The organism is Acidobacteriota bacterium, assembly GCA_040752915.1.
Classification (GTDB): Bacteria; Acidobacteriota; UBA4820; order UBA4820; family DSQY01; genus JBFLVU01.
The window spans coordinates 16,994-43,528 of record JBFMHB010000022.1 but is presented as its reverse complement, the minus strand read 5'-3'; the positions used below and the strand labels follow the sequence as shown (position 1 = coordinate 43,528).

Annotated in this window: 18 protein-coding genes; 13 read left to right on the top strand and 5 right to left on the bottom strand. The window is 67.9% G+C overall.

All coding sequences use genetic code 11. From position 1 onward, the window contains the following. Positions 1-231: 231 nt before the first annotated feature. A complete protein-coding gene (locus AB1824_06015; GenBank protein ID MEW5764515.1) occupies positions 232-6,222 on the bottom strand; it encodes a PKD domain-containing protein in 5,991 nt (1,996 codons plus the stop codon). Between the two features lie 181 nt (positions 6,223-6,403). On the opposite strand from AB1824_06015, the gene AB1824_06010 reads away from it, so the two are divergent. From AB1824_06010 to holA, 4 genes are all read left to right on the top strand, one after another. Continuing rightward, positions 6,404-8,152, top strand: coding sequence for a peptide-binding protein (locus tag AB1824_06010; protein MEW5764514.1), 1,749 nt, complete (start codon positions 6,404-6,406; stop codon positions 8,150-8,152). A gap of 74 nt (positions 8,153-8,226) precedes the next feature. After that, positions 8,227-9,246, top strand: coding sequence for an ABC transporter permease (locus AB1824_06005; GenBank protein MEW5764513.1), 1,020 nt, complete (start codon positions 8,227-8,229; stop codon positions 9,244-9,246). Then, positions 9,243-10,313, top strand: coding sequence for an ABC transporter permease (locus AB1824_06000; GenBank protein MEW5764512.1), 1,071 nt, complete (start codon positions 9,243-9,245; stop codon positions 10,311-10,313). The genes AB1824_06005 and AB1824_06000 overlap by 4 nt, the downstream gene beginning before the upstream one ends. A gap of 10 nt (positions 10,314-10,323) precedes the next feature. Continuing rightward, positions 10,324-11,349 (top strand): DNA polymerase III subunit delta, encoded by a 1,026-nt coding sequence (holA, locus tag AB1824_05995; GenBank protein MEW5764511.1) that lies wholly within the window; start codon positions 10,324-10,326, stop codon positions 11,347-11,349. A 22-nt stretch (positions 11,350-11,371) separates the two neighbouring features. On the opposite strand, the gene AB1824_05990 is transcribed toward holA, so the two are convergent. Next, entirely contained in the window at positions 11,372-13,018 is a 1,647-nt protein-coding gene (locus AB1824_05990) for a response regulator (protein MEW5764510.1), read from the bottom strand. Between the two features lie 261 nt (positions 13,019-13,279). Between AB1824_05990 and AB1824_05985 the strand changes: the two genes are divergently transcribed. The 5 genes from AB1824_05985 (at position 13,280) to AB1824_05965 (ending at position 19,265) form a co-directional block, all read left to right on the top strand. Next, the gene (locus AB1824_05985) at positions 13,280-14,266 is read left to right on the top strand and encodes a tetratricopeptide repeat protein (GenBank protein ID MEW5764509.1); all 987 of its coding nucleotides are present in this window, start codon (positions 13,280-13,282) and stop codon (positions 14,264-14,266) included. 123 nt (positions 14,267-14,389) lie between these two features. Beyond that, entirely contained in the window at positions 14,390-15,073 is a 684-nt protein-coding gene (locus AB1824_05980; GenBank protein MEW5764508.1) for a type II secretion system protein GspG, read from the top strand. A 70-nt stretch (positions 15,074-15,143) separates the two neighbouring features. Then, on the top strand, positions 15,144-17,597 hold the full coding sequence (gene leuS / locus AB1824_05975) for a leucine--tRNA ligase (GenBank protein MEW5764507.1): 2,454 nt from the start codon (positions 15,144-15,146) through the stop codon (positions 17,595-17,597). A gap of 44 nt (positions 17,598-17,641) precedes the next feature. Next, positions 17,642-18,220: an LptE family protein gene (locus AB1824_05970; protein MEW5764506.1), complete on the top strand. Its 579-nt coding sequence runs from the start codon at positions 17,642-17,644 to the stop codon at positions 18,218-18,220. Beyond that, positions 18,210-19,265, top strand: coding sequence for a hypothetical protein (locus AB1824_05965; GenBank protein ID MEW5764505.1), 1,056 nt, complete (start codon positions 18,210-18,212; stop codon positions 19,263-19,265). The genes AB1824_05970 and AB1824_05965 overlap by 11 nt, the downstream gene beginning before the upstream one ends. A 16-nt stretch (positions 19,266-19,281) precedes the next feature. On the opposite strand, the gene AB1824_05960 is transcribed toward AB1824_05965, so the two are convergent. After that, positions 19,282-20,916, bottom strand: coding sequence for an asparaginase domain-containing protein (locus AB1824_05960; GenBank protein MEW5764504.1), 1,635 nt, complete (start codon positions 20,914-20,916; stop codon positions 19,282-19,284). Between the two features lie 257 nt (positions 20,917-21,173). On the opposite strand from AB1824_05960, the gene pepE reads away from it, so the two are divergent. The 4 genes from pepE to AB1824_05940 all read left to right on the top strand — a co-directional run bounded on the left by pepE (position 21,174) and on the right by AB1824_05940 (position 24,980). Continuing rightward, positions 21,174-21,878 carry a dipeptidase PepE gene (gene pepE, locus AB1824_05955; GenBank protein ID MEW5764503.1) on the top strand — a complete coding sequence of 235 codons (705 nt, stop codon included), beginning with the start codon at positions 21,174-21,176 and terminating at the stop codon, positions 21,876-21,878. A gap of 6 nt (positions 21,879-21,884) precedes the next feature. Further along, positions 21,885-22,655, top strand: a complete 771-nt coding sequence (locus AB1824_05950) for an NRDE family protein (protein MEW5764502.1) — start codon at positions 21,885-21,887, stop codon at positions 22,653-22,655. Beyond that, positions 22,652-23,278, top strand: coding sequence for a 3'-5' exonuclease (locus AB1824_05945; GenBank protein MEW5764501.1), 627 nt, complete (start codon positions 22,652-22,654; stop codon positions 23,276-23,278). Before AB1824_05950 ends, AB1824_05945 begins: the two co-directional genes overlap by 4 nt. 112 nt (positions 23,279-23,390) lie before the next feature. Further along, on the top strand, positions 23,391-24,980 hold the full coding sequence (locus AB1824_05940; GenBank protein ID MEW5764500.1) for an amino acid permease: 1,590 nt from the start codon (positions 23,391-23,393) through the stop codon (positions 24,978-24,980). Positions 24,981-25,044: 64 nt separating this feature from the next. Here AB1824_05940 and AB1824_05935 read toward each other — a convergent pair whose 3' ends face one another. Both AB1824_05935 and AB1824_05930 read right to left on the bottom strand, forming a co-directional pair. Then, positions 25,045-25,479: a cytochrome c gene (locus tag AB1824_05935; protein MEW5764499.1), complete on the bottom strand. Its 435-nt coding sequence runs from the start codon at positions 25,477-25,479 to the stop codon at positions 25,045-25,047. 78 nt (positions 25,480-25,557) lie between these two features. After that, positions 25,558-26,532: a UbiA family prenyltransferase gene (locus AB1824_05930; protein ID MEW5764498.1), complete on the bottom strand. Its 975-nt coding sequence runs from the start codon at positions 26,530-26,532 to the stop codon at positions 25,558-25,560. Positions 26,533-26,535 lie beyond the last annotated feature (3 nt).

Below are 26,535 nucleotides of genomic sequence, written 5' to 3'. Positions count from 1 at the left end.
CGCGCGGCGGGGGGGGGGGGGGGCCGCCCCCGGGACCCTCTCCTCCAAGGAGGTGCGAGATGCTGTCTTTCACGATCGCCGCTCTCGTCTTTACAGTCTGTTCTCCCGTGATGGGCGCTATCTGGGGCACGGGCGCCTGATCCGCCGCAGGCGGGGCGAGTGCTCGAGGGGGCGGCCCGGAGGCCGCCCCCTCGTCGGTTTCCGGACTTTTTCTCCCTAATGGTCCTGGACCTAGGGCCGCGTGTAGGTGGCCGTGCACCAGCCCCCGTCGGGATTCACGAGGCGCAGGGTCACGGCCTGGCCCTTGGGGAACTTGGCCTTGAGGGCCGCCCCCCCACCCAGAATGACCTTGGTGGAGTTCTTGACCGTCGTTGAGGGCCAGGGCTGGCTGTCGCTTCCGATGTAGACCTGGGCTCCCGCCTGGAAGTTCTGGCCCGTCAACTTGATCCGGAAGGGCGCCGCCATCTTGGTGACGGCCGTGATGGCCGGCGGGTCCTTCACGGCGAGGAAGGAGGCCTCGTCGCTCTGGCCCTTCCCGTCGTAGGCCCTCGCCGTGACGGCATGGGCGCCCGAGGAGAGGCTTCCGGGAGAGAGGGTCCAGGTGAAGGGGTGCTCCGTCACGCTGGCCTGGACGGCGCCGTCCACGAGGAAGTCCACCCGCTCCACCTGGACGTCGTCGGTGGCCAGGGCCGTCACGGCCACGTCGGAGGCGCCCAGGACGAGGTAGGCTTCGGCGGGGGTCAGGAGGGCCACCGAGGGCGGGGCATCGGCCACCACTTCGAAGGCCCCGGTCCGGGAGGCCGAGGCGCCGCCGGGATTGGTCACCGTCACGATGCGCGGCCCGGGGAGGGCCGAGGGGGAGACGGCGGCCCTCACGGAGAGAACGCTCTCGGAGAGGAATGTAACCTCCTGGACGGAAACGCCGGCCCCCAGGTCCGCCATGGCGCCGTCGCGGAAGCTGTTGCCGCTGATCAAGAAGGTCCGGGTCTGGCCCTGGATTCCCTCGTCGGGGCGGAGGGCCCGGATGCGGGGGCCCGGCGGGGAGGGATCGCATTCGAAGGAGCCGGCGGGATAGGCCGCGGTGGCCACGGGCGTTCCCCAGGCGTCCAGGGGCCGAAGGGTGGCGCCGTCCAGGACGCGGAGGTTCTCGGCCGAGAAGGCGCTGCCCACCTGGCCGCAGGAGATTCCCGAGAGATCGAAGGTGAGGGTGCCCTGGAAGGGGCCGGCGGCGGGTGCCGTGAAGGAGGCGCCCGCGTGGGCCAGGAAGTACCCCTCACCATCAAAGAGGTCCCCCGACAGGCCGTAGGTCCCCGGGGCAGAGACGTTCACCAGGGCGGAGACCTCCAGGGCCTCGAAGAGGCCGTCCTCATCTGTATCCACGGGGCCATCGCTGAAGGTCCCCCCGAAGAGGTGCTCGGGGGGTACGACGAAGAGGGTGTCGTGGGCGATGCGGGTGACGGGCCGCTGGTTGTAGGTGCCCTGGGCGGAGAAGAGGACGGGGTAAGAGCCCGCCTGGAGGGGGGCCGTGGCCGTCCCTCCGAAGGACCCGTCCCCCGCCTGGCCGTCGCCGTGCTGGCCGTCGTCGTAGAGGGAGACCGTCTCGAGGACCGACCCCCCGGCGGTGACGTAGGCGGTCACCGAGGAGAAGACGAGGTCCGCCGGGTCCCCTTCCAGATCGAGACGAAGCAGGGCGCTCTCGCCGGGGGCGTAGCGGTCCTGGGTGAGGTAGGCCTGGATGCCGGCGGGGCTGTTCTCGAAGGAGGTGGCTCGGAAGGTGACGCTCCCCGAATCCACCGTCACGGCCAGGGTCCACTCGCCCTCCTCGGGGTTGAGGACGCTCCAGACGAAGTCGTCGTCGGCGGAGGTCGAGGCGACGGGCGCTCCCTGGGGATTGCTCAGGGTGAAGGTCCCGGCGCCGTCGGAGACGAAGACCGAAAGGGCCAGGCCGTCGGTGGCGCCCACGGTGAAGGGGAAGGTCTGGGTGACCGAGAGGCCGGCGAAGGCGTTCACCGTCCCCCCCTTCGTCCCCGTGGAGCGGGCCGTCGTGCCCCAGATGGCTTGTCCAATCGGGCTAAGCGGGTTCTCGTCGTCGGGCGCGGCGGCCGTCTGGAGGAGATTCGCGGGAGAGGGCCCCAGGGTCTCGGCGAGGGGGAAGAGGACGCCCTCCAGGATCTCCGCTGTGGAGGGCGGGGAGCCGAGCTCGGCGTGGGTATACGGGAAGATGTGGCCCGGGCCGTTGTCGAAGACCACGGCTGGGTAGGGCCGGCACGCGGGGTAGCCGAAGGCCGTCTCCGAGCAGGCCAGGCGGGTGATGACGAAGGCCGAGTAGAGGGAGACCTTCCCGTCGGAGGTTCCGGTCCCCCACCAGTCCTTGTTCCCTCCCACGGCGTAGACCCGGTCCGCGTGGGAGCCGAAGTCCGGGTAGAGGCCGTTGAAGCGGCGGACGATGGCCTCGGTGCCCACGACCTCGCTGCCGCCCCCGCCCAGGAGGAAGTCCGAGCCGCTGTTGGGGACCCCCAGGAGGATCACCGACCGCAGGGCCCGGACCTGGGGGCTGTGGGCCAGTTCGCCGGAGGCCAGGACGCGGGCCACCAGGCCCCCCATGTCGTGGGCCGCGAGGGTCCAGGGGGGGATGGAGGACGAAGGCGACTGGATGGGCGCGGTGTGCAGGCCGTGGAGGTCGGCGGTGACCTGGTCGAAGACCTGGTAGGACTTCTCGGCCCAGGTGGCCTCGGGGCCCCACCAGACGTAGTTGGGCGTGAAGGCGAAGAAGCCGGCGGCCCTCGTCTTGTTGTCCCAGTAATAGGGCAGATCGGGGTCCTGGGGGTCGCTCGAGAACCACTTCTTGAAGCAGTCCAGGAGCCCGTGGAGGAAGACCACGGGCGGCGGGAAGGCGATGTCGGCCTGCACCTCCCCCGTGGAGAGCACGTTCACCGTATCGGGCAGAATCCTCTCCACCGTCTTCTCGATGCGGCCGCCCGAAGGCATTTCGCAGCCGAAGTTCCGCAGGCGGGCGTCGAACAGGATGTTGTCCCAGTAGGTCACCGTGGCCCGCAATTCGTATTCCCCGTCGGAAAGCGTCGGAAAGACGTACTGCCCGGCCACGACGGGGACGGCGGTCCGCTCTCCCGTGGAGACGTTCCGCGCCGTCACCGTGGCGGAGACGATGCCGTCCCCGTTGAGCGGGAGCAGGGACTCCCCCTGGATGCCCACGAAGCCGTAGAGGACCCCCGCGCTGGCCGAGACCTCGACGGTCCCCGTCCGGGTGCAGGCGGCCCCCGGGGTGGAGGCCTCGAAGAACCAGGTGTAGATCCCCGGGGCGGAGTACACGTGGATCGGAGAAGCTTCGGTGGAGGTGGCCCCGTCTCCGAAGTCCCAGAAGTAGACCGGGCTGTGGGGGCAGGCGCCGCTCACCGCCGAGGTGCCCGTGAAGGTCACGGCGAGGGGGGCCCCGCCCGAGGAGGGGGCCGCCATGGCCGTGCAGTCAAGGCCGCAGATTTCGATGGAGCCGAATACGTCGCACTGTGGAGGGCCGGGCGCCGCCGCAATGACGTGGGCCTCCCAGGTGTAGGTCCCCGGCGCGGCGAAGGCGTGGCTCACGTCCTGGGTCATGGCCGTGAAGCCATCCTGGAAGCTCCAGGCATAGGAGTAGGTCACGGGGCCGCACCCGCCGAAGTCCGGCGCAATGGAGAAATTCTGGTCGACTCCGACGAAGCCCCACGGAGGCGCCGATGGGACGCAGGTGAGTTCGCAGACCTCCACGGTGCCCGAGGCCGTGCAGGGGACGCCGTCGACGGTGACGGTGAGCGTCCAGTTGTAGGATCCGGGCAGAGAGTACGTGTGGGTCGGGTTCTGCACGGAGGAGGTGGTGTCGTCTCCGAAATCCCAGAAATAGATGGCAGGCCCGGTGCAGTTCGAGGGCGTGGCAGTTCCCGTGAAGGTCACGACGAGCGGGGCGAGGCCCTTGTCCACGTCGGGCGCTCCCGAGCAGGCCACGGTGCAGGGGGCGGACTCCGTGCCGGACACGAGAAACGCGTCCTCGGGGCCGTTCAAGGCGTATTGAAAGGCGTTTCCCGTGGGGAAATCGGAAGACCGCGTGGACCCGGAGACGAATACGCGCTCGTCTCCCGGCCCGAATTGATGCCACGCGATGCCTTCCCCGTAATCCTCGTCGGCCCCGCCCAGGTACGTGGAGGTCAGGAGGGTCCACATGGCGCTCGAAGGCGCCTTCCCTTCTTGTTGGGGGCCGACGATCATGGGCTCCCACTGGCAGACGAAGGCGTCTTCGGGGCCGTTCAGGAAGTTCATCCCCGGGAGGGGATCGGCCAGGGGAAAGTCGCTGGACGAGGTGTAGCCCGTGACGAACAGTTCCCAATAAGAGGATACGGCGATGGCGTAGCCACTCTCGTTGCCGGTTCCGCCCACGTAGGTGCTGAAGAGGAGGCTGGTGGGACCCGAAAACGAAGGGTCGACGAGGGCCACGAAGGCGTCCTCCCCCCCACCGAAAGCGGGTTGGGTGGCGTCCACCGTCGGGAAATTGCCCGAGTAAGTGAAGCCCGTGACAACCATCCGGTCCAAGCCGTACTTCTCCACCGCGGTGGCGGCATCGTACGCGCTTCCGCCGAGGAAGGAGCCGTACACGAGCCCCGGCGGAAGGGCCCCGACGAAGGGGTTGTACAGGCCCACCCAGGCGTCGTTGGAGCCCCCGATGGAGGGCTGAAACGCCGTGTCCGGCGTGACCGGGAAGTCGGAAGAGCCCGTGCTTCCGACCAGCAGCGCCCGGCCTGCGGCGTCCACCCGGACGTCCCAGGCCTCGTCCGTGCCCGAGCCGCCCAGGAAGCTCGAGTAAAGGAGGGAGGCCCCTCCAGTCAGGAGCGTGTCCACGATGGAGACGAAGGCGTCTTTCAATCCTCCCAAGGTGCTGTCGCCGGGCCCGCCGGCGAGGGGAAAGGTGGAGGAGTAGGTCAAGCCCGTCAGATAGGCTTTCCCGGTCTCCCGGACGGCCACGCCCGTGACCTGGTCCATGTTCATTCCCCCGAGCACGGCCGAGTAAGCGATCTGCCCCGTGGTGTTCAGCTTGACGAGGAACCCGTCGGATCCCTGTCCGGGCCCCGGGAATCCGCCCACGACGGGGAACTCCGGCGAGGTCGTGTACCCTCCCACGTAGGCGTGGCCGTACACGTCCACGGCGATGGGGAGGGGAACGTCTGCGTTCAGCCCGCCGATGAGGGTGGAGTAGAGGAGGCTCTGGCCGTCGGGGGTGAACTTGACGACGAACACGTCGTAGTCGCCGTGGGTGGAGAGGTCCACCGGAAAGTCGGTGGACATTGTGAGGCCCGTGAGGTACACGTTGGCCGAGGAGTCCAGGGCGAGGCGGTAGCCGCGGTCCGCGTTGGAGCCCCCCAGGTAGGTGCCCCACAGCATCGTGGGATCGATGACCGTCGGGCCTCCGCCCTCGGCACCCTCCAGGTGAAAGCCGACGGTGCCTCGCCGGCCCGGCCGGAAGCGCCCGGGAATCTCCCGCCGTTCGGGTCCCTCGCCCTGGAACACGTGGGGAAGTCCCAGCCGGATCTCGCGCCCGCCGCACCGGACGCGGAGGGTCCCGTGGCCGGCCTCCTTCAGGCGGAGCGGCCTGCCCTCCAGGTCTTCCACGCGGAAAGCGAGGGACTCGGGGCGGACCCCCGGCTCCACCAGAAGATCGAACTCCAGCCCGCCCTCGACGCCCCGGTACTCCACGTCCACGCCGGGGTACAGCCCCTCCATCCGGACGCGCCCGTAAAGGGGAATTCCCGTCCTCCATCGGGAGGGGTCCTTTCCCCGGTAGACGTTCAGAACGCCGGGAAGGGGATCGAGGCCCGAGGCATCGAGAGCCTGCGAGGCGCCCGGAAACACGATCCTCAGCCCCGTCAGCTTTGGAGGCTGAAGGGGATGGGCCTCCTTTCCCGGCCTGCGAGGGGGCGCCGGGTCCACCCCCGAGGAAAGGAGAAGCGTGACCCCTCCGCCGGTGAGAAACACGGTGGCTCCGCCGGACACCGCGGTGAAGCGGACCGACGGGTCCGTCTGACCCAGGTTCGGGGCGAAGGCGATCCGCCCCGGGATGGTCCGCGCCGCGGCGGCGGGAGCCTCGGATGGATTCAGCCGGAGGGCGGCGCGGGCGTCCGTCAGGGCCGAGCACGCGAAAAGGGACAGGATGGCCAGCCGAAACGCGAGAGATCGGACCATGGACCCCTCCCCTGAGGATGGAGAAACGCCCTTTCGGTGCGATGCCACCTCCACCGGCGCGCGTTCTCATTCCAGAATCTACCCTCGCCCCCGCGTGAAAGCAAGGCCGGGCAAAGGCTTTCCCGCCTTGCTCGAATCCGTGAGCGGGGGATACACTCAAGGGGCCTTGGGGAGGAAAGCCATGAGAACGTCTCTCCGGTATCGTCACACCCCGTTCTTGGCTGCCGCGCTCCTCGTCTTTGCCGCGTGTTCGGGCGGCGGAGGAGGGGAGGGGAAGGGGCCCGCCGGAGGGACTCCCAGACCGGAAGCCGAGGCGCCCTCCGCGCGGACCATCGGGCTCCTGCCCGAGTACCAGGGCCGCGCCCCGGAACCCGGAGGGACCTTCACCCGGGCGCTCCCCGCCGATCCGGTCACCCTCAATCCCGTGGTGGCGAGCGACCAGGTTTCCTTCCTCGTGTACAAGTGGATCTTCGACCCCCTCCTCGACATGAACGAGGCCATGGAGCCCGTGGGGGTTCTGGCCGAGTCGTGGGAGACCACGCCCGATGGCAAGACGACCACCTTTCGACTGCGCCGGGGCGTGCGCTGGCAGGACGGGAAACCCTTCACGGCGGACGACGTGCTCTTTACCTACGAGGCCGCCATGGACCCCGACGTGGATGCCGTGAACAAGCGGCCCGCGTTCACGGAAGTGGAATCCGTGAACAAGACCGACGACCACACCGTCGTGGTCCGCTGGAAATCGCCCTACGCGCCGGGTCTCGCCGCGTGGGTGTTCTACGTCATGCCCAAGCACCTGTGCGCCTACCCCAAGGGCGGTGGAAAGGCCTTCAATACCTCTCCCGCCGGCGCCTCCCCCGTGGGCACCGGCCCCTTCCGCCTCAAGGAGTGGCGGAGGGGGGAACGGGTGGTCCTGGAGGCCAACGAATCGTACTTCCGGGGGCGGCCCCACCTCGACCGGCTGGTCTTCAAGATCGTGCCCCAGAGCCAGACCCAGTTCGCGGCCTACCAGACGGGCCAGCTGGACATGGCGGCGCTCTCAACGGAACAGTGGCCCCAGGTGCGGAACGATCCGGCGTTTCTCGGCAGTTCCTGGGTCTTCGAGTACACGAGCCGGCAGTTCTTTTACATCGGGTGGAACATGGACGGCTCCAACCCGTTCTTCCGCGACGGCCGGGTTCGGCGCGCCATGACCTTCGCCATGAACCGGCAGGGGGTCGTGGACAAGATCCTCGCGGGCCACGGCTCCGTGGCGACCGGCCCCTTCTACCCGGGCGGCTGGGAGAGCAACCCGGCGGTGAAGCCCTATCCTTACGATCCCCAAAGGGCGGCGGCCCTCCTCGACGAGGCGGGCTGGAAGGACTCGGACGGGGATGGGATCCGCGACCGGAGCGGCCTCCGATTTGCCTTCGAGTGTCTCGTCCCCGCCGAAGCGGAGATGTTCTCCCGCTGGCTGGAGGTCTTCCAACAGGACCTTCGGCGGGTGGGGGTGGAGATGTCGGTGCGCAGGGTGGAATGGGGGGTCTTCCTCGACCGCACGCACCGCCACAACTTCCAGGCCTGCCTGTCGGGATGGAACCTCGGGGACGACCCGGATCCCCACCAGTTCCTCCACTCCTCCCAGGGCGGGCTCCTCCCGTCCGGGCAGGGAATCGGGCAGAACGACGTCTCCTACAGCAATCCCGAGGTGGACCGCCTCATCGAACTCCAGCAGGGGACCTTCGACCGGGAGGAGCGCCGCAAGGCACTCTGGCGGATCCACGAGCTGGTCGCCGAGGATCAGCCGCACACGTATCTCCTGCTGGGAAGCCAGATGGTGGCGGTCCGAAACCGCTTCCAGAACGTCCGGGTGAGCCGCGCGGGCTACGGGCTCTTCACCTGGTATCCCTCGCTTCTCGAGTGGTGGGTGCCCGCGGAGAAGAGACCGTGACGGCGGCGGGAGGGCCATGCCCTCGGGCGCGCGCGGCGGTCGGTCATTCAGGACCGGACTCCTGAGGTTCTCTCGTGTGGGCCTATGCGGCGCGTCGCATCCTGCTGATGGTCCCCACCTTCGTGCTCATCACGTTGGTCGTCTTTCTCGTCGTGAAGGCGGCTCCCGGGAACCCGTTTTCCGCCGCGAGAAGCACGGGGGAGGGGGCCGTTCGCCAGATGAATCCCGCGGACTACGAAGCCATGTTGGCCCGATACGGGCTGGACCGTCCGTGGTACGTCCAGTACGGAAAGTGGCTCGGGACGCTCCTTTCGGGATCGCTGGGCGAGTCCTTCAGCGAACGGCGCCCCGTGAGCCAGGTGCTCTTCGGCGCGGGGAGCGGTGGAGGGGGGTTCTTGGGGAGCCCCCTCGGGGCCACGCTGTGCCTCAACGGGCTGGCCCTCCTGCTCATGGCGGGGCTGGCGGTTCCCGTGGGCCTGCGCTCCGCGCTTCGCCCGGGAGGCGTCTTCGATCGGGCCGCCTCGGGCGTCCTGTACATCCTCTATTCCCTGCCCAATTTCTGGATCGCCGTCCTGCTCATCCTGCTCTTCGGAGTGAAGTGGGACCTCCTCCCCTTCATGGGGATGCGGTCCGACGGGTACGATTCCCTGGGTCCCGCCGCGCGCGTTCTGGACGTCCTCCGCCACGCCCTCCTCCCGGCGGTGTGTCTCGCATACGGGGGCATGGCTTTCGTGGCGCGCTTCACGCGGGGCGCCGTTCTGGAGACCCTCTCCAGGGATTTCGTCAGGGTGGCTCGCGCGAAGGGCCTGTCGGAGCGGCAGGTTCTCTTCCGACACGCATTTCGAAACGCTCTGCTCCCCATGCTCACCCTGGGGGGGCTGCTGGTGCCGGCGCTCGTTTCGGGCAGCGTCATCGTCGAGAGCCTGTTCGCCTGGCCCGGCCTGGGCCAGATGTACATGAAGGCGGTGTTCACCCGGGACTATCCGCTCATCCTCGCCGAATCGGTCCTCGGAGCGGCCGTCGTCCTCGCCTCGACCCTGGCGGTGGACCTCGCCTACTCCGCGGCGGACCCCCGCGTGAGGCGTGAGCCATGACCGGCCGGGAACGCGGAGCAGACGCGGCGGCGGGCCGTCGGAGCGGGTGCCGTCGGGGACGGCGGGCAACGGTGGCGGCGGCGGCCTTCGTGGCGGCCATGGCCGCCATTTCCTACCTGGCGCCGCTTCTGGCCAACAACAAGCCCCTGGTGATCCGCTACGAGGGAAGGGTCCATTTCACCGCCTTTCGGGACCTGGCCCCCTTCAGCTTCTGGCTCAAGCCGGATTCCGTGTCCCTTCGGCTTCAAGCCGATCCGGACTGGCTGTCCGGGAAAGGGGGGGACCGGAGTCGGGTGGGGTTCTTCCTCCTTCCCCCCGTGCCCTTTTCCCCTTACCAGACCAGCCTGGATCGGGTCCATTTGCCCCCTCGGCCCTTCTCCCCGCACCGGTTGGGGTGCGACGACGTGGGAAGAGACGTCCTCGCCCGCCTGATCCACGGGACGAAGGTGTCTCTCCTCGTGGGGGTTCTGGCCATGGGCCTGGCCCTTGCAGTGGGGGTCGGGCTGGGCGCGCTCGGCGGCTACGCGGGGGGGTGGGTGGATTCGATCCTCGTGTCCCGCGCCGTCGAGGTCATGCTCTGCTTCCCCACGTTTTTCTTCATCCTCACCGTGACGGCCGTCATGGATCCGAAGTACCTCAACCTGTGGAGCGTCGTGCTGGTCATCGGCTTCTCCTCCTGGCCCTCCGTGGCGCGCTACGCCCGGGCCGAATTCATCCGGTTGAGGGGCGCCGAATTCGTCGAGGGCGCCCGGGCCCTGGGGGCGGGTCACGGCCGCATCGTCTTCCGCCACATCCTTCCCAACGCGGCCGGGCCCCTCGTCGTGAACGCCGCCTTCGGCATGGCGGGAGCGATCCTCGCGGAGGCCGCCCTCTCCTTCCTGGGCGTGGGCATCCAGCCGCCGGAGCCGTCGTGGGGAGGGATCATGAGCCTCGTCACGCGCTACTGGTCCGACTGGTGGCTGGGGCTCTTCCCGGGGGTGGCCATTTTCGGCGCCGTCCTGGCGTACAATCGTCTGGGCGAGGCGCTGCGGGAAGCCCTGGAGGCCACCGGCGGACCGCCCGCGTAAAGGAGAGGTCTTGGCGGCAAGACCGTCGGGAGAGCCCTTTCCCCGGAACTGCGTCCTCTGGGCCACCGATCCCCGGCTGATGGAGCGGGAGGCGGATGCCTGGTGCGCCTTCTGGGGCGAAGGGGACGGGGTCGCCACCCTGAGCGGTCCGGACACCGCGCCGGCGACCCTCCTGGGGGAACTTCGGTCCGTCCCCTTGTTTCGGTCCGTTCAGCCGGTGCGGGTTCGAAACGCCCAGGCCGTAGGGGGCGAGACCCTCCAGGTTCTGGCCGATTACCTGAAGAACCCGAGCCCGTCGGCCGCCCTTCTCCTCGAGGTCGCCGCCGATCTGGGGAAGAAGGACCGCCAGGGGAACTTGGACCTCAGGCATTTGAAAAACACCGGTCTCTGGAAGGACCTCCTGGCCGCCGCCGCGGTCAAGAGCTGCCAACCTCCCAACCTGCGGGCCTACGCCCGCGACCGGGTCAAGTCCGAGGGCATGCGCATCACGGACGAGGCCCTCGAGGCCTTGGACGAATGGGCCCACGGCGAACTGGCCCTGGTCGTCCGAGCCCTGGACCTCCTTCTCCTGTACAAGCGGGAGGAGCGGGTCGTGGAGGCCGCGGACCTTCAGGCCCTTCTCGGTTCGGGAGGCACGCCGCACCATTGGGAGGTGTTGGATGCGTGGCTCGCGGGCGACGCCAAAGCCTTCGTCCGCCGGCTCGATGGGCTGCGCCGCGACCCAGACGCCGAGCCCCTGGGTCTCCTGGGCATGGCGGCGAAGCAGATGCGCGGGCTCCTATACCTCCAGGCGATTCGGGCGGAGGGTGGGAACCCGCGGAGCGTTCCTCACAAAGAGCTCGGCTACGTTCACACCGTTCAGGTCCAGAAGCTCGCCGGCGCGCTCGACAAGTGGCCGGAGGCCCGGATCCGCCAGGTCCTGAACCGCCTGTTCGAACTGGATCTGGCCTTGAAGGGTGCGCCGGGGGACCCGTGGGGCCACGTCCAGCGCGTCCTGCTGAGGACCATGGTCCGCGCGGCCGCTTCCCCTCCCTGACCCGGTCCGGGATACGGCGCCCTCAGCCGGGTGGCGCCTCCGTCGGTGGAGCGAGGGCCACCCGACCGCCTCCCTGAAGCCGAGCCGACTTCAACGCCCCCGAGGCGGCGTCCAGCCAGGCCTTGAGTGTCTTCATGGAGGGGCTGGCCATGGCCGCACCGGCGCTGAAGGAGGCCCTTACCCGCCGGTCGGTCTCCACCGGCCAGTCCATCTGGGAGAACTCCGTCTGGAGCCTGTCCAACAGCCGGACGGCGTCGGTGGGGGACAGGTGCTCGAGGACCAGAGCCAGGCACTGGTCCCCGTACCGTCCCATCACGTCGGTCTGGCGGACCTTCCTCTGCAAGTACTTGGCGAGCCCCTGAATCAGGACGTCCCGGGCCCGCGCGCCGGCCTCCCGGGTCCGTGCCTCCATGCCGTCGATCTCCACGAGGACGAGTGCGTAAGGCACCTGCCTGCGCGTAAAGCGAGAGAGGCACAGTCGGGCCTGCTGAAGAAACGGAGTGTGGGCCAGGAGTCCCGTGAGTTCGTCCCGGTCCATCATTTCCTGAAGGGACCGATACCGGATCAGGCGGGATTTCACCGTCGTGAGCAGATCCTCCGGGGTGACCGGCTTGACGAGGTAGTCGTCCCCGCCGGCCTCGGCGCCTCGAATCTGGGCCCTTCGGCGACCCTCGGTCGTCAAAAAGACCACGGGGACCGTGGAGAAGCCCTCTTCCTGGCGCAGAAAGCGCACCAGGTCATACCCCGAAACCCCTGGGAGAAGGACGTCCATCAGGATCAGCTCGGGCCGGAACGCATGGATCTCCCGCTCGAAGGCCATGGGCTCCGTGACCATCCGGACCTGGTATCCTCCGGCTTTCAAGGTGGTCTCGAGAAACGCGGCCTGGGAGGGGTCGTCCTCCACCGCCAGGACCCTTCCCGAGGCGGCTCGGCGACGCCCCAGGAGGATCCGGAACTTCCGGAACAGGGTGCTCGGGTCCACGGGGGAGGGCAGGAACCCGTCGGCCCCGCAGGCAATGGCCTCGACCTTGTCGTGGAACAGCTCCGGGGCTCCCAGGAGGAGCACGGGGATGGACCGTTCCCCCTCGATTTCCCTGAATCGCCGGACGAGATCGAAGCCCGTGCCGTCGGGAAGCGAAACCTCGGTGGCGAGAAGGTCCGGCAGGCCCGCCCGAAAACGCTCGACGGCGGCCCGGAAGCCGTCCAGGCCTTCCACCTGGAGCCCGCGCTTGAGGAGAAAGTCCGCCATGGCGGACCTTTCGGGCGATGGCGATCCGGCGAGAAGGAGGAGGGGGGTCGAACGGGGGGCATCGGCCGGCGGTCTCGGTCCCTCCGGGCCCGTCATCACACGCTGGAACACGGTTCGAAGGCGCCGGATGAGGGTCGCAACCTGGTCCACCTCCGCCAGCGTTGCGGGCCGCTCAGAGAGGCCCACGGTGGTGCAGAGGTACTCCCCCTCTCCCCCCAGGGCACTCACCTCGGGAAGCCCGTAGAGGGCCCCGGAACCTGCGAAATCGTGAAAGATCGACTGGAGAGATTCGAGAGCTTCCCGGGACCCAGACTCCGACTGGAGCCTGCCGGCCTGCGACTCCGCCAGCGCAAGCCGGTGCGCGCTGTCCTCCAGGTACTTGCGCCACTGCTCCGACCGTCCCGGTTTCCCACTCGACATGGTGACCCCCGCAGATCCCTGAAAGTCTAGCCTAAGGGGCGGTCGGCCGCCACCCGTCCTCCTCGCGAGATGGCAGCCCTTGAACCAAGCCCTCGAAGATCTCGTACAGACGGATGGCCGGGGCGGAAGCCGGAGGAAGGGTGCAGCGCGTGTTCCCTAGGCCGGAAGTCCCGCCCGACAAAGGTCTTGGATTGACAGGAGGAGCCCGGAGTGCTACGCTGGCGCACGATGCCGTCCGGCCGGACGGCAAGGAGGAGCAGGATGCACCGCAAGTTTGCGATCGGGATGGTGGCCGTCCTATCGGCCGCGCTTTCTTTTGGGATCCTCGCCCAGGGCAAAGGCTCCAAAGGGAAAGAAGGGGAAGCCTCCAAAGAGGCCATGAAGATCGAAGACCTGGTGACGAAGGGGGAGAACCAGAAGGCCGTCGAACTGGCTCAGAAATTCATCGAGGCGGGCGAAGTCACCGAGGGGCTTTATCTCAACCTGGGAGCCGCCTACTTCAACCTGAAGAACTTCGAGGCGGCCATCGGGGCCTTCGAGAAGGCCGTGGAGCTGAACCCCTTCGGGACCAAGGCCCTCCTCTATGAGGCCACCTGCTACCACGAGCTGGGGCAGGACGAGAAGGTCATGGAGGCCTACCAGAGGGCCATCGACATCGATCCCGCCGACAACGAACTCCGCTACAACATCGCCCAGATCCACGAAAAGAACGGCAAGCTCGAGGAGGCCCTTACCCAGTACCGGGCGATTTTCCAGGCCAATCCCGACTTCAAGGACGTGGCCTTCGCGGCCGGGATCCTTCTCTTCAACCAGGGCAAGTACGCCGATGCGGAGCCCCTCCTCGACAAGGCCGTGGCGCTGTCCCCCTCCGACGAACAGGTCCTCCTGGCGGTCGGCCAAAACTACTTGAAGGGCGAGAAGTACGACGCCGCACTCGATTCCCTGAACAAGTACCTGCAGGTGAGCAAGAACGAGATGCTCCGGCCCGCCGTGCTGGACCAGGTGGCCGTGATCCACGAAAAGAAGAAGGACTACGCCGGGGCGCTCGGACTCTACGACCAGATCCTCGTGCTCCGCCCAGCCAGCGACAAGGCCCTGCTGGGCAAGGGCAACGCCCTGGTCAACCTCAAGCGGTACGACGAGGCCCTCCCCGTCCTCCGGAAGTACATGGAGATCTCCAAGAACGAGGCGAAGAAGAAGGCGGTCGCGGACCTCATCAAACAGGTGGAAGCGGCGCGCAAGCGATAGCGGCGGCTCGCGAAAATCAGGCGGCGGGGAGCCCTGCGAGGCTCCCCGCCTTTCTTTTTCCGGGCTCCTCCGGGGAGGCGCCGCCGTGCTACCATGCGGGCAAGGGTCTCTGGGGAGGGTGCCATGGCCTGGACGTGTCCTTGCGGAAACGCCAACGAGGAGGGCGCCAAGTTCTGCTCCCGGTGCGGAGCGCCGAAGTCGGAGGAGGAAGCTCGGCCGGACGGGCCGGCGGCCGCATCGAGCGTTGCTTCGCCCGTTGCGCCTTCTGGCCCCCCTTCGGCGGCGCCGCCCGCTCCGAAAAAGCGCTTTCCCGTGGGGCTCGTGGCCGCCGTCGCGGCCGTCGTGGTCCTTCTCGGCCTGTGCGTCTTCGGCATCGTGGCCGCCGTGGCCATCCCCAACTTCCTGGCGGCCAAGAACCGGGCCTTGCAAAAGCGGGCCGCGGCGGACATTCGAGCCCTCTCGGAGGCGTGCGAGGCCTACGCCGCAGATCACGGCGGCTTTCCCCAGACGGGCCACGATGCCGATTCGTACTACAGCATCGTGGACGCGGAGGCGCTGAAGCCGCTCCTCGAGCCCGGCTACTCTCCGTCCCTGCCGGTGCTGGACCCGTGGCGACACCCGTACAGCTACGGTGTGTCGGCGGATGGACGGGAATACGTGCTCCTGTGCGCCGGCTCCGACGGACAGCTCTCCCTGAGCGAACTGCCCAGGGAGCACATCGGGACCCAGTGCCTGGAGGACGACATGGTCTTCGAGAACGGCCGCTTCGTCCAGGAGCCCGAAGGGCCGCAGAAGAAGTGCAAGTGACCAGAATTCTGGGCTTGTAGGCCCCCTCCGATTCGATATAAAATCCCACGTTTCAGGAGGTTCCGGACCGATGTCCTACGATCCGATCGCGGTGGAGGAGCGCATTCAGAAACACTGGGAAGCCATGGGCCTGGCCGCTTCCGGCGAGGATCCATCCCGGGAGAAGTTCTACTGCCTCGAGATGTTCATGTACCCCTCGGGGAAGATCCACATGGGCCACGTCCGAAACTACACCATCGGCGACGTGGTGGCCCGGTTCCAGCGCATGCGGGGCAAGAACGTGCTCCACCCCATGGGCTTCGACGCCTTCGGTCTTCCCGCCGAGAACGCCGCCATCAAGGGCGGCGTCCACCCCAAGGTCTGGACCGAGGCCAACATCGCCTCCATGAAGGCCCAGCTGCGCAGGATGGGGTTCCTGTACGACTGGCGGCGCGAAGTGCGCACCTGCGATCCCGAGTACTACCGCTGGAACCAGTGGTTCTTCCTCCGGATGTTCGAGAAGGGCCTCTGCTATCGGGCCAAGCGGGCCGTGAACTGGTGCCCGGACTGCGCCACCGTCCTCGCGAACGAACAGGTGGAGAACGGCTCATGCTGGAGGTGCCACAACCCCGTCACGATCCGCGAAATGGACCAGTGGTTCCTGCGCATCACGCCCTACGCCCAGGAACTCCTCGACGGCCTGGACGGCCTGACGGACTGGCCCGCCGAGGTGGCGGCCATGCAGCGGAACTGGATCGGCCGCTCCGAAGGCGCCTTCGTGGATTTCGCCGTGGAGGGCGGCGGGGATCCCATCCGCGTCTTCACGACGCGCATCGACACCATCTTCGGCGCCACCTTCCTTGTCCTCGCGCCCGAACACCCCAGGGCCCTGGAGATCACACCGCCCGAACGCCGCGAGGCCGTGGAGGCGTTCCGGGCCAAGATGCGCGCGCTGAGCACCCACGATCGCGCCACAAGCAAGGAGAAGGAGGGCGTGTTCACGGGCGCCCACGCCATCAACCCCTTCTCCGGAGAGCGCGTTCCCATCTTCCTCGCCAACTTTGTCCTCATGGAATACGGAACGGGCGCCATCATGAGCGTTCCCGCCCACGACCAGCGTGACTTCGAGTTCGCCAAGGCCTACGGCCTGCCCATCCGCGTGGTCGTGCAGAGCGGGGGACTCGCGTCGGAATCGCTGACGGAGGCGGTCCCAGCGGACGGCATCCTGGAAGCCAGCGGACCCTACACGGGCCTTTCCAACCGGGAGGCCGTGCGGGCCATGGCGGCCGCCGCGGAGGCGGCGGGTTTCGGGCGCTCCGCCGTCACCTTCCGCATCAAGGATTGGGGGATCTCCCGTCAGCGTTACTGGGGAACCCCGATTCCGATCGTCCACTGCGAGTCCTGCGGGGCCGTTCCCGTGCCCGAGGACAGCCTGCCGGTCCTCCTTCCCGAGGACGTTGCGTTCACCGGCAAGGGAGAAAGCCCGCTGGCGGGCCACGAGGAGTACCTCCGCGCCGCGTGTCCGAAGTGCGGAGCCCCGGCGAGGCGAGAGACGGACACGATGGACACCTTCGTGGATTCTTCGTGGTACTTCTTGCGCTACTGCAGCCCGCGCGAGTCCGCCGCGCCCTTCGACCCTTCCGCGGTCCGATACTGGGCGCCCGTGGATTTTTACATCGGCGGAATCGAACACGCCACGATGCACCTCATCTACTGCCGCTTCTTCACGATGGTGTTGAGGGACCTGGGCCTCCTGTCCTTCGGCGAGCCGGTCAAGCGCCTCATGTGCCAGGGCATGGTCATCAAGGACGGGGCCAAAATGAGCAAGAGCCTCGGCAACCTGGTGGAGCCCGACGAAATGATCGCCCGGTACGGCGCGGATGCCGTGAGGCTGAACATCCTCTTCCTCTCCCCGCCCTGGGACCGACTCGATTGGAGCGACCAGGGCGCCGAGGGGGCCTACCGCTTCCTCTCCCGGGTGTACGCCCTCGTGGAGGACCTCGCACAGGACCTGAAGGGGCCCGCCGAGGTCCCGGACGGGCCCGCATCCGCCCTGCGCAGGAAGACGCACCAGACGGTGGCGAAGGTCAGCGCGGAGCTGGAAGAGCGCCTCAAGATCAACACGGCCGTGGCGGGCCTCATGGAACTCGTGAACGCCATCCACGCTTTTCTCCCCACGTACGGCCGGACGCCGCGGGAGCGCTACGTCCTCCGGGAGGCCGTGGTCTCCCTGGTGACCATGCTGGCCCCCTTTGCGCCCCACGCGGCGGACGCCCTGGCGGAGATCATCGGCCTCGGCCCCTCCCTCGTGGACGGCCCGTGGCCCTCCTTCGATCCCGAGGTGGCCCGGGAGGCGGAGATCGTCCTTCCGGTCCAGGTCAATGGCAAGGTCCGGGATCAGATCCGCGTTCCAGCGGACGCTTCCCCGGAGGAGGTCCTCCGCATCGCCAAGGCGGGTGAGAAGATCCGCGCTTGCACGGACGGCAGGCAGATCGTGAAGGAACTGGTGGTGCCCAGACGGATCGTGACCCTCGTGGTCAAGTGACACATCGGCCCCTTTCTCCGAGAAGCGGCCGACGGGAGGACTCCTTGAAGAGATCGAGGGTGGCCGGGTCAATCCAGGTTTCGGCGCGCGCCGCGTGGGCGGCGAGGCTCCTTCGCGCGGCCGTGGTCGCCTCGGCCCTGGCCGTGCTGGCCGGCTGCGGGTACCGCCTGCTGGGGACGGGCACCCTTCCTCCCACGGTCCGCACCCTGGCGGTCCTTCCCTTCGAGCGACAGGTCCCTGTGCTCCAGATCGACCAGCGGGTCACCGAGGCCGTCGTGCAGGAGGCCTCACGGCGCCTGAAGGTGCGGGTCCAATCCGGCCGCGAGGGCGCCGATGCGGTCCTCACCGGCGCGATCCGCGGCTTCAACGTGGCGCCCCTGTCCTATGACTCCGAGGGCAGGGCGGACCGCTACCAGGTCACCCTGTCGGCCCGGGTTCGACTCACGGATCGGGCGGGAACGATCCTTTTCGATTCCCAGGGATACCGATTCACCCAGAACTACGCGCGCTCGGGCTCCCCCTCCACCTACGCCAGCGAGGAGGTCGTCGCCTACGAGGTGATCGCCAGAGATTTCGCGCGGGCCCTCGTTTCCGCCATGGTCGAGGGGGGAAATGAGCGCTGATCGGTTGATCCGTCACGAACAGAGCGGCCCGCCCGGCTTCTGGACGGTCTTCTCCCTCCTGGAAGAGGGGATGCAGAAGGAGGACTTCGCCTCCGGGATCAAGGTGCACACCGACCTCATTTACTACGACGAGATCTGGGACCACTTCGCCCGGGCGCCGTTCCCCTTGCGGAACGGACTGCTCCTGGTGGCCGCCACGGCGGTTTCCCTCCTCACACCCTTCGTTCTCAAGGGTTTCTGGCTGCCCTTCGTGCCGGTGTGGGTCGTCCTTTCCGCCGCCTGGTTCCTATTCTGGGCGGGGCTTCGCCGGTGGACGGTGAGGCTTTTCGATTTTCAGGGGCTGGAGCTGGCCGAACTGCGGGGAATCCGGGGCGGAACGATGGACCGGTTCCTGGAGGACCTGTGGAAGGCCGTCGCCAAGGCCCGCTTCCCCCTCCAGGGAACGCTGGAGGCCCTGGACCTCGGGGAGTGCCGAATCCGGACCGCCGGATCGCTTTGGAGGAGCGTCTTTCTATACGACCGGGTGGTTTTTTCGAGGGAAGGCCCCGCGGGGTTCGGCCGGCGGGACTTTTACGCCCTCACGGCCCTGCGCGCCCCCGTGGGCATTCGTTGGCGCATCCCCTGGGTCCCCCTTTCCGTGGCGGTCCTCTGCTTCTTGTGCGCGGCGCCCGCGGGTTGGCTCGCCCGCGCGGCGGGGGGGTCCCTCGTCGTCTGGCTCCTGGGCTTGTCCACCGCGGGGCTCGTCGCCTCGCTGCTCGCCGCGGCCCTCCTCAGGGTGTCCGTGACGGTGGAGACGGGGACCGAGCCCGTGGAGACGCCAGGGATCCCCTGGTGGGACCAGCGCCGGCGCAGGGAAGTCCTCGCCTGGCTGGCCAGGCTCGTCAAGCTGGCGGACCGGGTGGAGCCGCTGGACGCCGAGGATTACTGGGAATACCACCGCGCCAAGCTCGGCCTGCTCAGGGAGGAGGGGTTTCTGGAGGAGTGGCCCTACCGTTCGGCCCTGGCCCGGCTCAACACCCAGGAGCGGGAGGAGTTGGGGGAGTAGGCGCCGGCCAGGCCGGCTACTTCGGGTCCCGGCAAGCCTGAACCACGGCCCGCAGGCCCGCCTCGAAGGGCCGGGCCACGAAGGGGTCCTCCGGGTGGATGCGCAGGGGCGTCCCCCTCTTTTCGAGCAGTCTGCAGAACAGTTCCATGCTGTAGGCCCGGCGCATGGACACGCCGGACAGGAAAGCCGCCGTGGCCAGGAACCGCGGGGAGAGGCCCGCCTCCGCGGCCACCGTCCGGAGTTCCTCCTCGTGGCCAAGGATGTAGCTGAGCTTCAACTGCGCGTCGGCCAGGGGCAGATCGCCGCAAGGAACCCCGCCTGCCTCCAGAAGGGTGAGGCCCGTTTCGTAATCCGCATCGTAGGGTTCGAGGGGAACCTGAGAGGTGACGGCCACGAATTTCCCCGATTCCACGGCGTCCCTGAGGGCGGGGAGGACCGAGTGGCCGGAGGCATCCAGGATGTTGGCGTTCCCCCCTCCGTACCCGCAGAAGACGGCGCCCTTCCCGCAGGCCCCGAACTGGGCGGCGTAATCCTGCGTCGTGAAGACGGGGTTCGCGAACACGGGCTTCACCGACGGGTCAAAGCGGGTGTCGGCCGTCGCCACGCCGATCCGTTGGACCTCCATCGCGATTCGGGCCCAATGCTCGTAAGAGAGGTTGGAGGAGTCCAGAGAGAAAAGGTCGTGGCGGTGCGGATTGACGAAGAACCCCGAAAGGGGGTCGTTGAGGTATTTCCAGACAAAGTCGCCCGTGGGCTTGAGCGCCCCGAACTCATGGGGCGATCGTTGGGACTCGATGGTCCCTCCCGTCCGGATCAGGTGAAGGTCCTGGAGCCGCTGGTCCGGGTAGGGGATGAAGACCCAGTCCTTCCGGACCGAGGTGATCCCATCGGGGCTGGCGCTGGCCGCCAGGCGGCCCTCGAAGGCGTCCGTGTCCCACTTCCGGTACTTGGTCAGCCGTCCGGAGAAGACGCGCTGTCCGTTGTTGAACACGGCGAAGAGGTGGGCCGGCCTCAGACGGTTGAGGAGGTACAGGGCGGTCTTCAAATTGCCGAGTGCGTCGGAGCTGGAGAAGTATCCCTCGAGCGGGACCTGGGAGCCCGTCACGGCCACGTTGGCCCGAAGGCCCTTGAGAGCGTAGCGGAGGTAGCAGAGGCCCCAAGCCATCGTGTCGGTGCCGTGGGTGATGAGGATGCCCGTGTCGTTCGCCACCCGTCCGTATTTGTGGAGGCCCCTCGCGATCTTCCACTCCAGGACGTCCAGGCGCTGGCTCGCGAGGATCTCCTCCTTGAAGAGGAAGGCCTCCGGATCCACGTCCTCCACCGTGAGGTCCTCGGAGACCTTCTCGGTGAGGAACGCGTCCCGCAGGACCTGGGCGTCGCGGATGTCGGTGAGAACGATGATGGGAACGGTCGGCGAGTGCCTGCGGACGTGGTAGAGGAGGTCGAGTCCCTCCCGGCCGCCCGGGGAAAGCTCCAGATCCAGCACCACGGCGTCCGGCGACTCCGCAAGCAGGGCTTCGCGCGCCCGTTCCATCGAGTCCGCAAAGGCGCAGCGCCATTCGGGGCGAGACCGGGAAAAGTACTCGCCCACAACGTCCTGAATCTCCCCGATGTCGTCGTCCACGAACAGGATCGTAAAGGTGCGCGACATGGCGACTTCTCCCGCGGGGCCCCACTCGGCCCGTGGCCCATACTATACAATGGGACGACGGCCGTCCGAGCAAGCCACGCTTCGGAGCCGCACGGCCTCTGGCCAGTCCGAAAAAAACCGCCCCGAAGGGCGGGAAGGGGGAGTCCTGTGGGTTCCGGAGGTGTCCTTCGGAGTCATACGTCCGTTTTTCCGCTTGGTTTCAACATGCGGGGGCGGCCGTCTGATATACTACGCCGCCTGGAGGCATCGTGGCGCCCATCCGGCTTCTCCTTCTTAGCAATTCGACGAACCCGGGGGAGCCGTACCTCGGTTGGCCGGAGGCGCACCTCCGGTCCTTCCTGGCAGGTTCCCGGCGCGTGTTCTTCGTACCCTTCGCGGGGGTACGCATCCACTGGGACGACTACGCGTCCAAGGTCAGGGACCGATTCGCGGCGGTCGGAGCGGAGGTCGTGTCCGCCCACGAGGTGAAAAGCCCGCTGGAGGAACTGGCCCGGGCCGATGCGGTGGCCGTCGGAGGAGGCAACACCTTCCACCTCCTCAGGCACCTTCGCGAAACGGGTTTGGGGAAGGCCATCGCGGAGCGGGCGGCCGCGGGAATGCCCTACGTGGGATGGAGCGCCGGGGCCAACGTGGCCTGCCCTTCGATTCGGACGACGAACGACATGCCCATCGTGGAAACGGGCGGCCTCTCCGCGCTGGGCCTGGTTCCTTTCCAGATCAATCCCCACTACACGGACGCGACTCTCCCGGGGCATGGCGGCGAGACTCGGGAGGAAAGGATCCTCGAATTTCTGGAAGCCAATCCGGGGGTCGTCGTGGTCGGTCTGAGGGAAAGCAGCCTTCTCCGTCGCGAAGGGTCCTCTTTGGTCCTCCTGGGCGACCGACCGGCCAGGATCTTCCGGAAGGGCGAGGATCCGGCGGAGGTCCCCCCGGGGTCGTCCCTCGACGGACTCCTCGGCTGACGCCCCATGTGCCTGGTCCTCATCGGATGGAAAGCGCGCCCGGGGCTCGAACTCGTCGTGGCGGCCAACCGCGACGAGGCCTACGACCGCCCCACGGCGGTTTCGGGGTGGTGGCCCGATGCGCCGAACCTGCTGGCTGGGCGAGACCTCAGGGAGGGGGGAACCTGGCTGGGCGTGGCCCGGGAAGGTCGGCTGGCCGCCGTCACGAACGTGCGCGGCCGGGGCGCCGTCGTGCCGGGGGCGCCGTCTCGCGGCCACCTCGTGCGGGATTTCCTCCTGTCCCGCCAAACCGCCGAGGCCTACGCCCTTCGCCTGCAGGCCGAAGCGGACCGGTATCCGGCTTTCAACCTCCTCCTCTTTGACGGTCAGGACCTGCTGGCGCTTTCGAACCAGGCAAGCGGGTTGCGTCGGCTTGAGCCGGGGGTGTGGGGATTCAGCAACGGGGTGCTGGACGAACCCTGGCCGAAGACGGAAGCCGGCACGAGGGCCCTGCGCCGGCTTCTTGACGAGCGCGTCCCCGCGCCCGACGACCTGCTTGACCTTCTGTCGGACGACCGCCCCGCCCCCGATGACGCCCTGCCGGACACGGGGGTCGGCATGGAAGCGGAGCGGCTCCTCTCCCCCATCCTCACGAGGACGGCGGCCTACGGAACCCGCTCCTCCACCGCGGTCCTGTGGACCTCGGCGGGCGCCGTGTCCTGGGCCGAGCTTCAAAGGGATCCCGGGTCCGAGGGGGGCGGAGTGGTCCGGTACTCCTTCCGCCTGGAGCTCTCATGAGCGCCGACTCCGTGAATCCGACGGCGTTCGCAGAATCCGCGCCCGACGACCTGCCGCCCGGACGCTGGGAAGGCGAGGTTCTCGTCGTGCAGCGCGATGAGGAGGTCGAGGCCGCCCTGGCTCGGCTTGGGGGGAAGCCTGTCCTCGGTTTCGACACGGAGACTCGGCCGTCCTTCCGCAGGGGAGTGGCTTATCCACCTGCGCTCGTCCAGCTTGCGTGCTCGGACCTCGCCGTTCTCTTCCAACTGGGGCGCATCGGTTTTCCAGAGGGTCTCAAGGCGCTCCTGGCCGACGCCTCGGTGGTCAAGGCGGGGGTCGCCGTGGGACGCGACGTGCTGGACCTGCAGGCCTTCTCCTACTTTCAGCCGGGCGGCTTCGTGGAGCTGGGGGACCTGGCCGAGCGGGCGGGCTTGAAGGCCCGGGGTTTGCGGGGACTGGCCGCGGAAGTCCTTGGTCTCCGAATCGCCAAGGGGCAGCGGACTTCGAACTGGGCTCGGGATGTGCTGACCCCCTCCCAGATCACGTACGCGGCCACCGACGCGTGGATCGGATTCGCCCTGTACGAGGCCCTGCGGCGCCTCCCCGCGGTTCCCCTGGCCGAGGAAGGCCCCCGTCCCGAGTGAGACGCGGTGGGGCGCGCCCGCCGTCTTGGCCGGCGCCGCCTTCTTGTCCCATAATGATGCCGGGTGTCCGTCCGGGGAAAGAGCCAGGAGGGGGGAGATGTCATCTCGGCTGATGAGGACCAAGTCGCTATCTCGTCTGCTCATGGACACGGACGTGGAGGGCCGGCGGCTACGCAAGGTGCTCTCGGCGTGGGACCTGACCGCCATCGGCATCGGCTGCATCATCGGCGTTGGGATCTTCGTCCTGCCGGGCGTCCAGGCCGCGCACAACGCCGGTCCCGGCATTGTCCTGTCCTTCGCCATCGCCGCGGCGGCCTGCGCCTGCTCGGCCTTCTGCTACGCCGAACTGGCGGCCATGATCCCGGTTTCGGGGAGCGCCTACACCTACGGCTACGCAACCCTGGGCGAATTCCCGGCCTGGGTCATCGGGTGGGACCTCATTCTCGAGTACATGGTGGCGGCGATCCTGGTCTCCACGGGGTGGTCCGCCTACTTCGTGAACCTGCTCAACATGACCCTGGGCGGCGGCGCCGACCTCCTGCCCCGGGTTTGGACGGCTTCCCCCTGGGATCCGAACCCAGGCCTGATCAACCTTCCGGCCGTGCTGATCGTCCTCTTCATCACGTGGCTCCTGGTGCGGGGCATCAAGGAGAGTTCCCGGGTCAACCTCGCCATCGTCGTCCTGAAGGTCTCCGTGATCCTCTTCTTCATCCTCGCCACGGCGTGGCACGTGAATCCAGCCAATTGGAGACCGTTCATGCCCTTCGGGTTTTCGGGCGTCATGACGGCCGCGGCCATCGTCTTTCTGGCCTATGTGGGCTTCGACGCCGTTTCCACGACGGCGGAGGAGGCCAGGAATCCCCAGAGGGACCTGCCCAGGGGGATCATGGCTTCGCTCCTCATCGCCACGGTCCTCTACATCGCCGTCGCCGCCATCATGACGGGCGTGGTTCCCTACTCCCAGCTCGGGGTGGCCGATCCCATCGCCCTCGTCCTCAACACCCTGCACATGCCCTGGGCCAGCGCGCTGATCAGCGTGGGGGCGCTGGCGGGGATCACCAGCGTCCTGCTGGTGCTCCTCATGGGACAGCCTCGGATCCTGTTCGCCATGTCCCGGGACGGCCTCCTGCCTCCCGGTCTGTCCAGGGTGCACCCGCGATACGGCACGCCCCACCTGACGACCCTTGGCACGGGCCTGATCGTGGCGATCGCCGCGGCGGTGACGCCCATCAACGTGTCCTCCGAACTCTGCTCGATCGGGACACTTTTCGCCTTCTGCATTGTGTGCGGGGGGGTCATTGTCTTGAGAAGGAGCCGCCCGGAAATACACCGGCCTTTCCAGGTGCCGGGCGGGCCGTGGCTCTCCCTTTGCCTGGGCGCGGCGCTCCTGGCGGCCGTGGCCTTCCTGCCGATTCACGCGCCCAGAGTCCTGGAGGGGGCCCTGTTCGCGGAGGGCGCTCCGGCCTGGTTCACCTGGCTCTTCAAGGGGGCGTTGCTTGCGGTCCTCGCCATCCTGTACGCCGTCTTCCGAAACCAGCCCCTGCCCTTGACGGGAATCATCTTGTGTCTGTACCTCATGGCGAGCCTGCCGGCATCGGCCTGGGTGAGGTTCCTGATTTGGCTGTTGCTGGGCCTCGCGCTCTACGGGGCGTACGGCTTCCGCCACAGCTTCCTCAACGGGGAAACCGCCTCGGGCGCGTGACCAGAAAAGGCCCCGGTGGGGCTTTGGAAGTCGGGAGGGTCTCCCTCGAAACCCTTCGCCCGCGTCACCGCCGGCGGTTGGATTCCTGAAGGTACTCGATCAGCGCTTCAATTTGCTGGTTGGACAAACGTCCCCGGAAGCCCGGCATGGTGAGGCCCTTGCCCTCGTGAATGACCTTCAGGAGCTGGTCGGGGTTCTCGTGGAAGGGCCAGTTCGGACGCGCAAGCGCCGGCACGGTCCCCGATCCCTCGAGGTTCGCGCCGTGGCAGACGGCGCAGTTTTCGTCGTAGATCTTCTTCGGGTCCGTTACCGAAGGAGTGGCGGCGGCGGCCGGGTGGGAGGGGGCGAGCGGCTCCGGTCGGGGGGCGTCGCTCCACCCCCCTACCGTGGGCGTCGTCCTCCAGAAAAGGAAAGTCAGAACGGCGGGGACGATCAGGGCCGCCGCCACGGCCACCGCCTTCCACGGGTAGGCGCTCTTCTTGTCATGGACCTCGGCCATTCCAATCTCCTTGAACAGAGTATAACCCGGCCCGCCCGCCGTTATGCCGTGACTCCCGGCCGGATTCGGTCCCGCACCTCAAAGCAGGTAGGCCAGCCCCAGGCCGACCTGGGCCGCCATCATCATCGCGTACATCTCGGTCCAGGAGGGGTGGTTCTCGGTGAAGGCGAGTTCGTCAGGATTCCTGAGGATCAGGTACACGGTCCTTCCGCCCCAGGCCACCAGGGCGACGGAGAGGGCCAGGAGCAGGGCTGGGGATCCGGTCAAGAGGCGGCCGCCTCCGGGCGCGGGCAGGACGAGCCCGAGGGGAAAGAGGAGCCAGGGGAGGACGAAGGAAGGGGCGATCATCCACGCGGCCTTTCGCGGACCGTAGACGATGGGGAGGGTCCGGCATCCCCCCAAGCGGTCGCCCTCCATGTCGGAGAAGTCCTTGGTGGACGAGGCCCCCAGAAGAAACAGGAAAAAGACCGCACCGAGGTACCAGGGTTCCCAGACGGCCGCGGAGGCCACCATGGCCCACCCCGCCACCTTGAGGAGTTCCCCCCGGGCCACCGCGATGGTGACGTTGGCCCAGATGCCCAGGCGCTTCGTGCGCCCAAGGCCCGGTGCGCTGTAAATGTAGGTGCACAGAAGGCCCGCGAGGTAAATCCAGAAACAGGCGTGGGCGTGCCACGGCGCCGTAGTGCGGGCCCAGAACCCCGAATTGTGGGGCGGCGGGACCACCCACCAGATGGGGACGAGAGAGAGGACGTACATCACCCAGGAGACCCAGAGGGCCTGGCGAACCGTCACCTGGCCCGTGCAGAGCGGGCGAGAGGGTTTGTTGACGCGGTCGATCTCGAGGTCGTAGACCTGGTTGATGATGTTGGACGCGGCGTTCATGAGGGAGGCGCAGAGGGAAGCCACGAGGAGGGTCCAGAAGAGATCCCGGGTAAAGGAGGCGTATGGGTTGTGCGCTCCGCCCCAGGCGCAGGCCGATCCCGAGAGGATCCCCAGGAGAGGGGGGAGGAGCGTGAAGGGTCTGACCAGGTCGATCCAGGGCTTGAGGCTCACCGC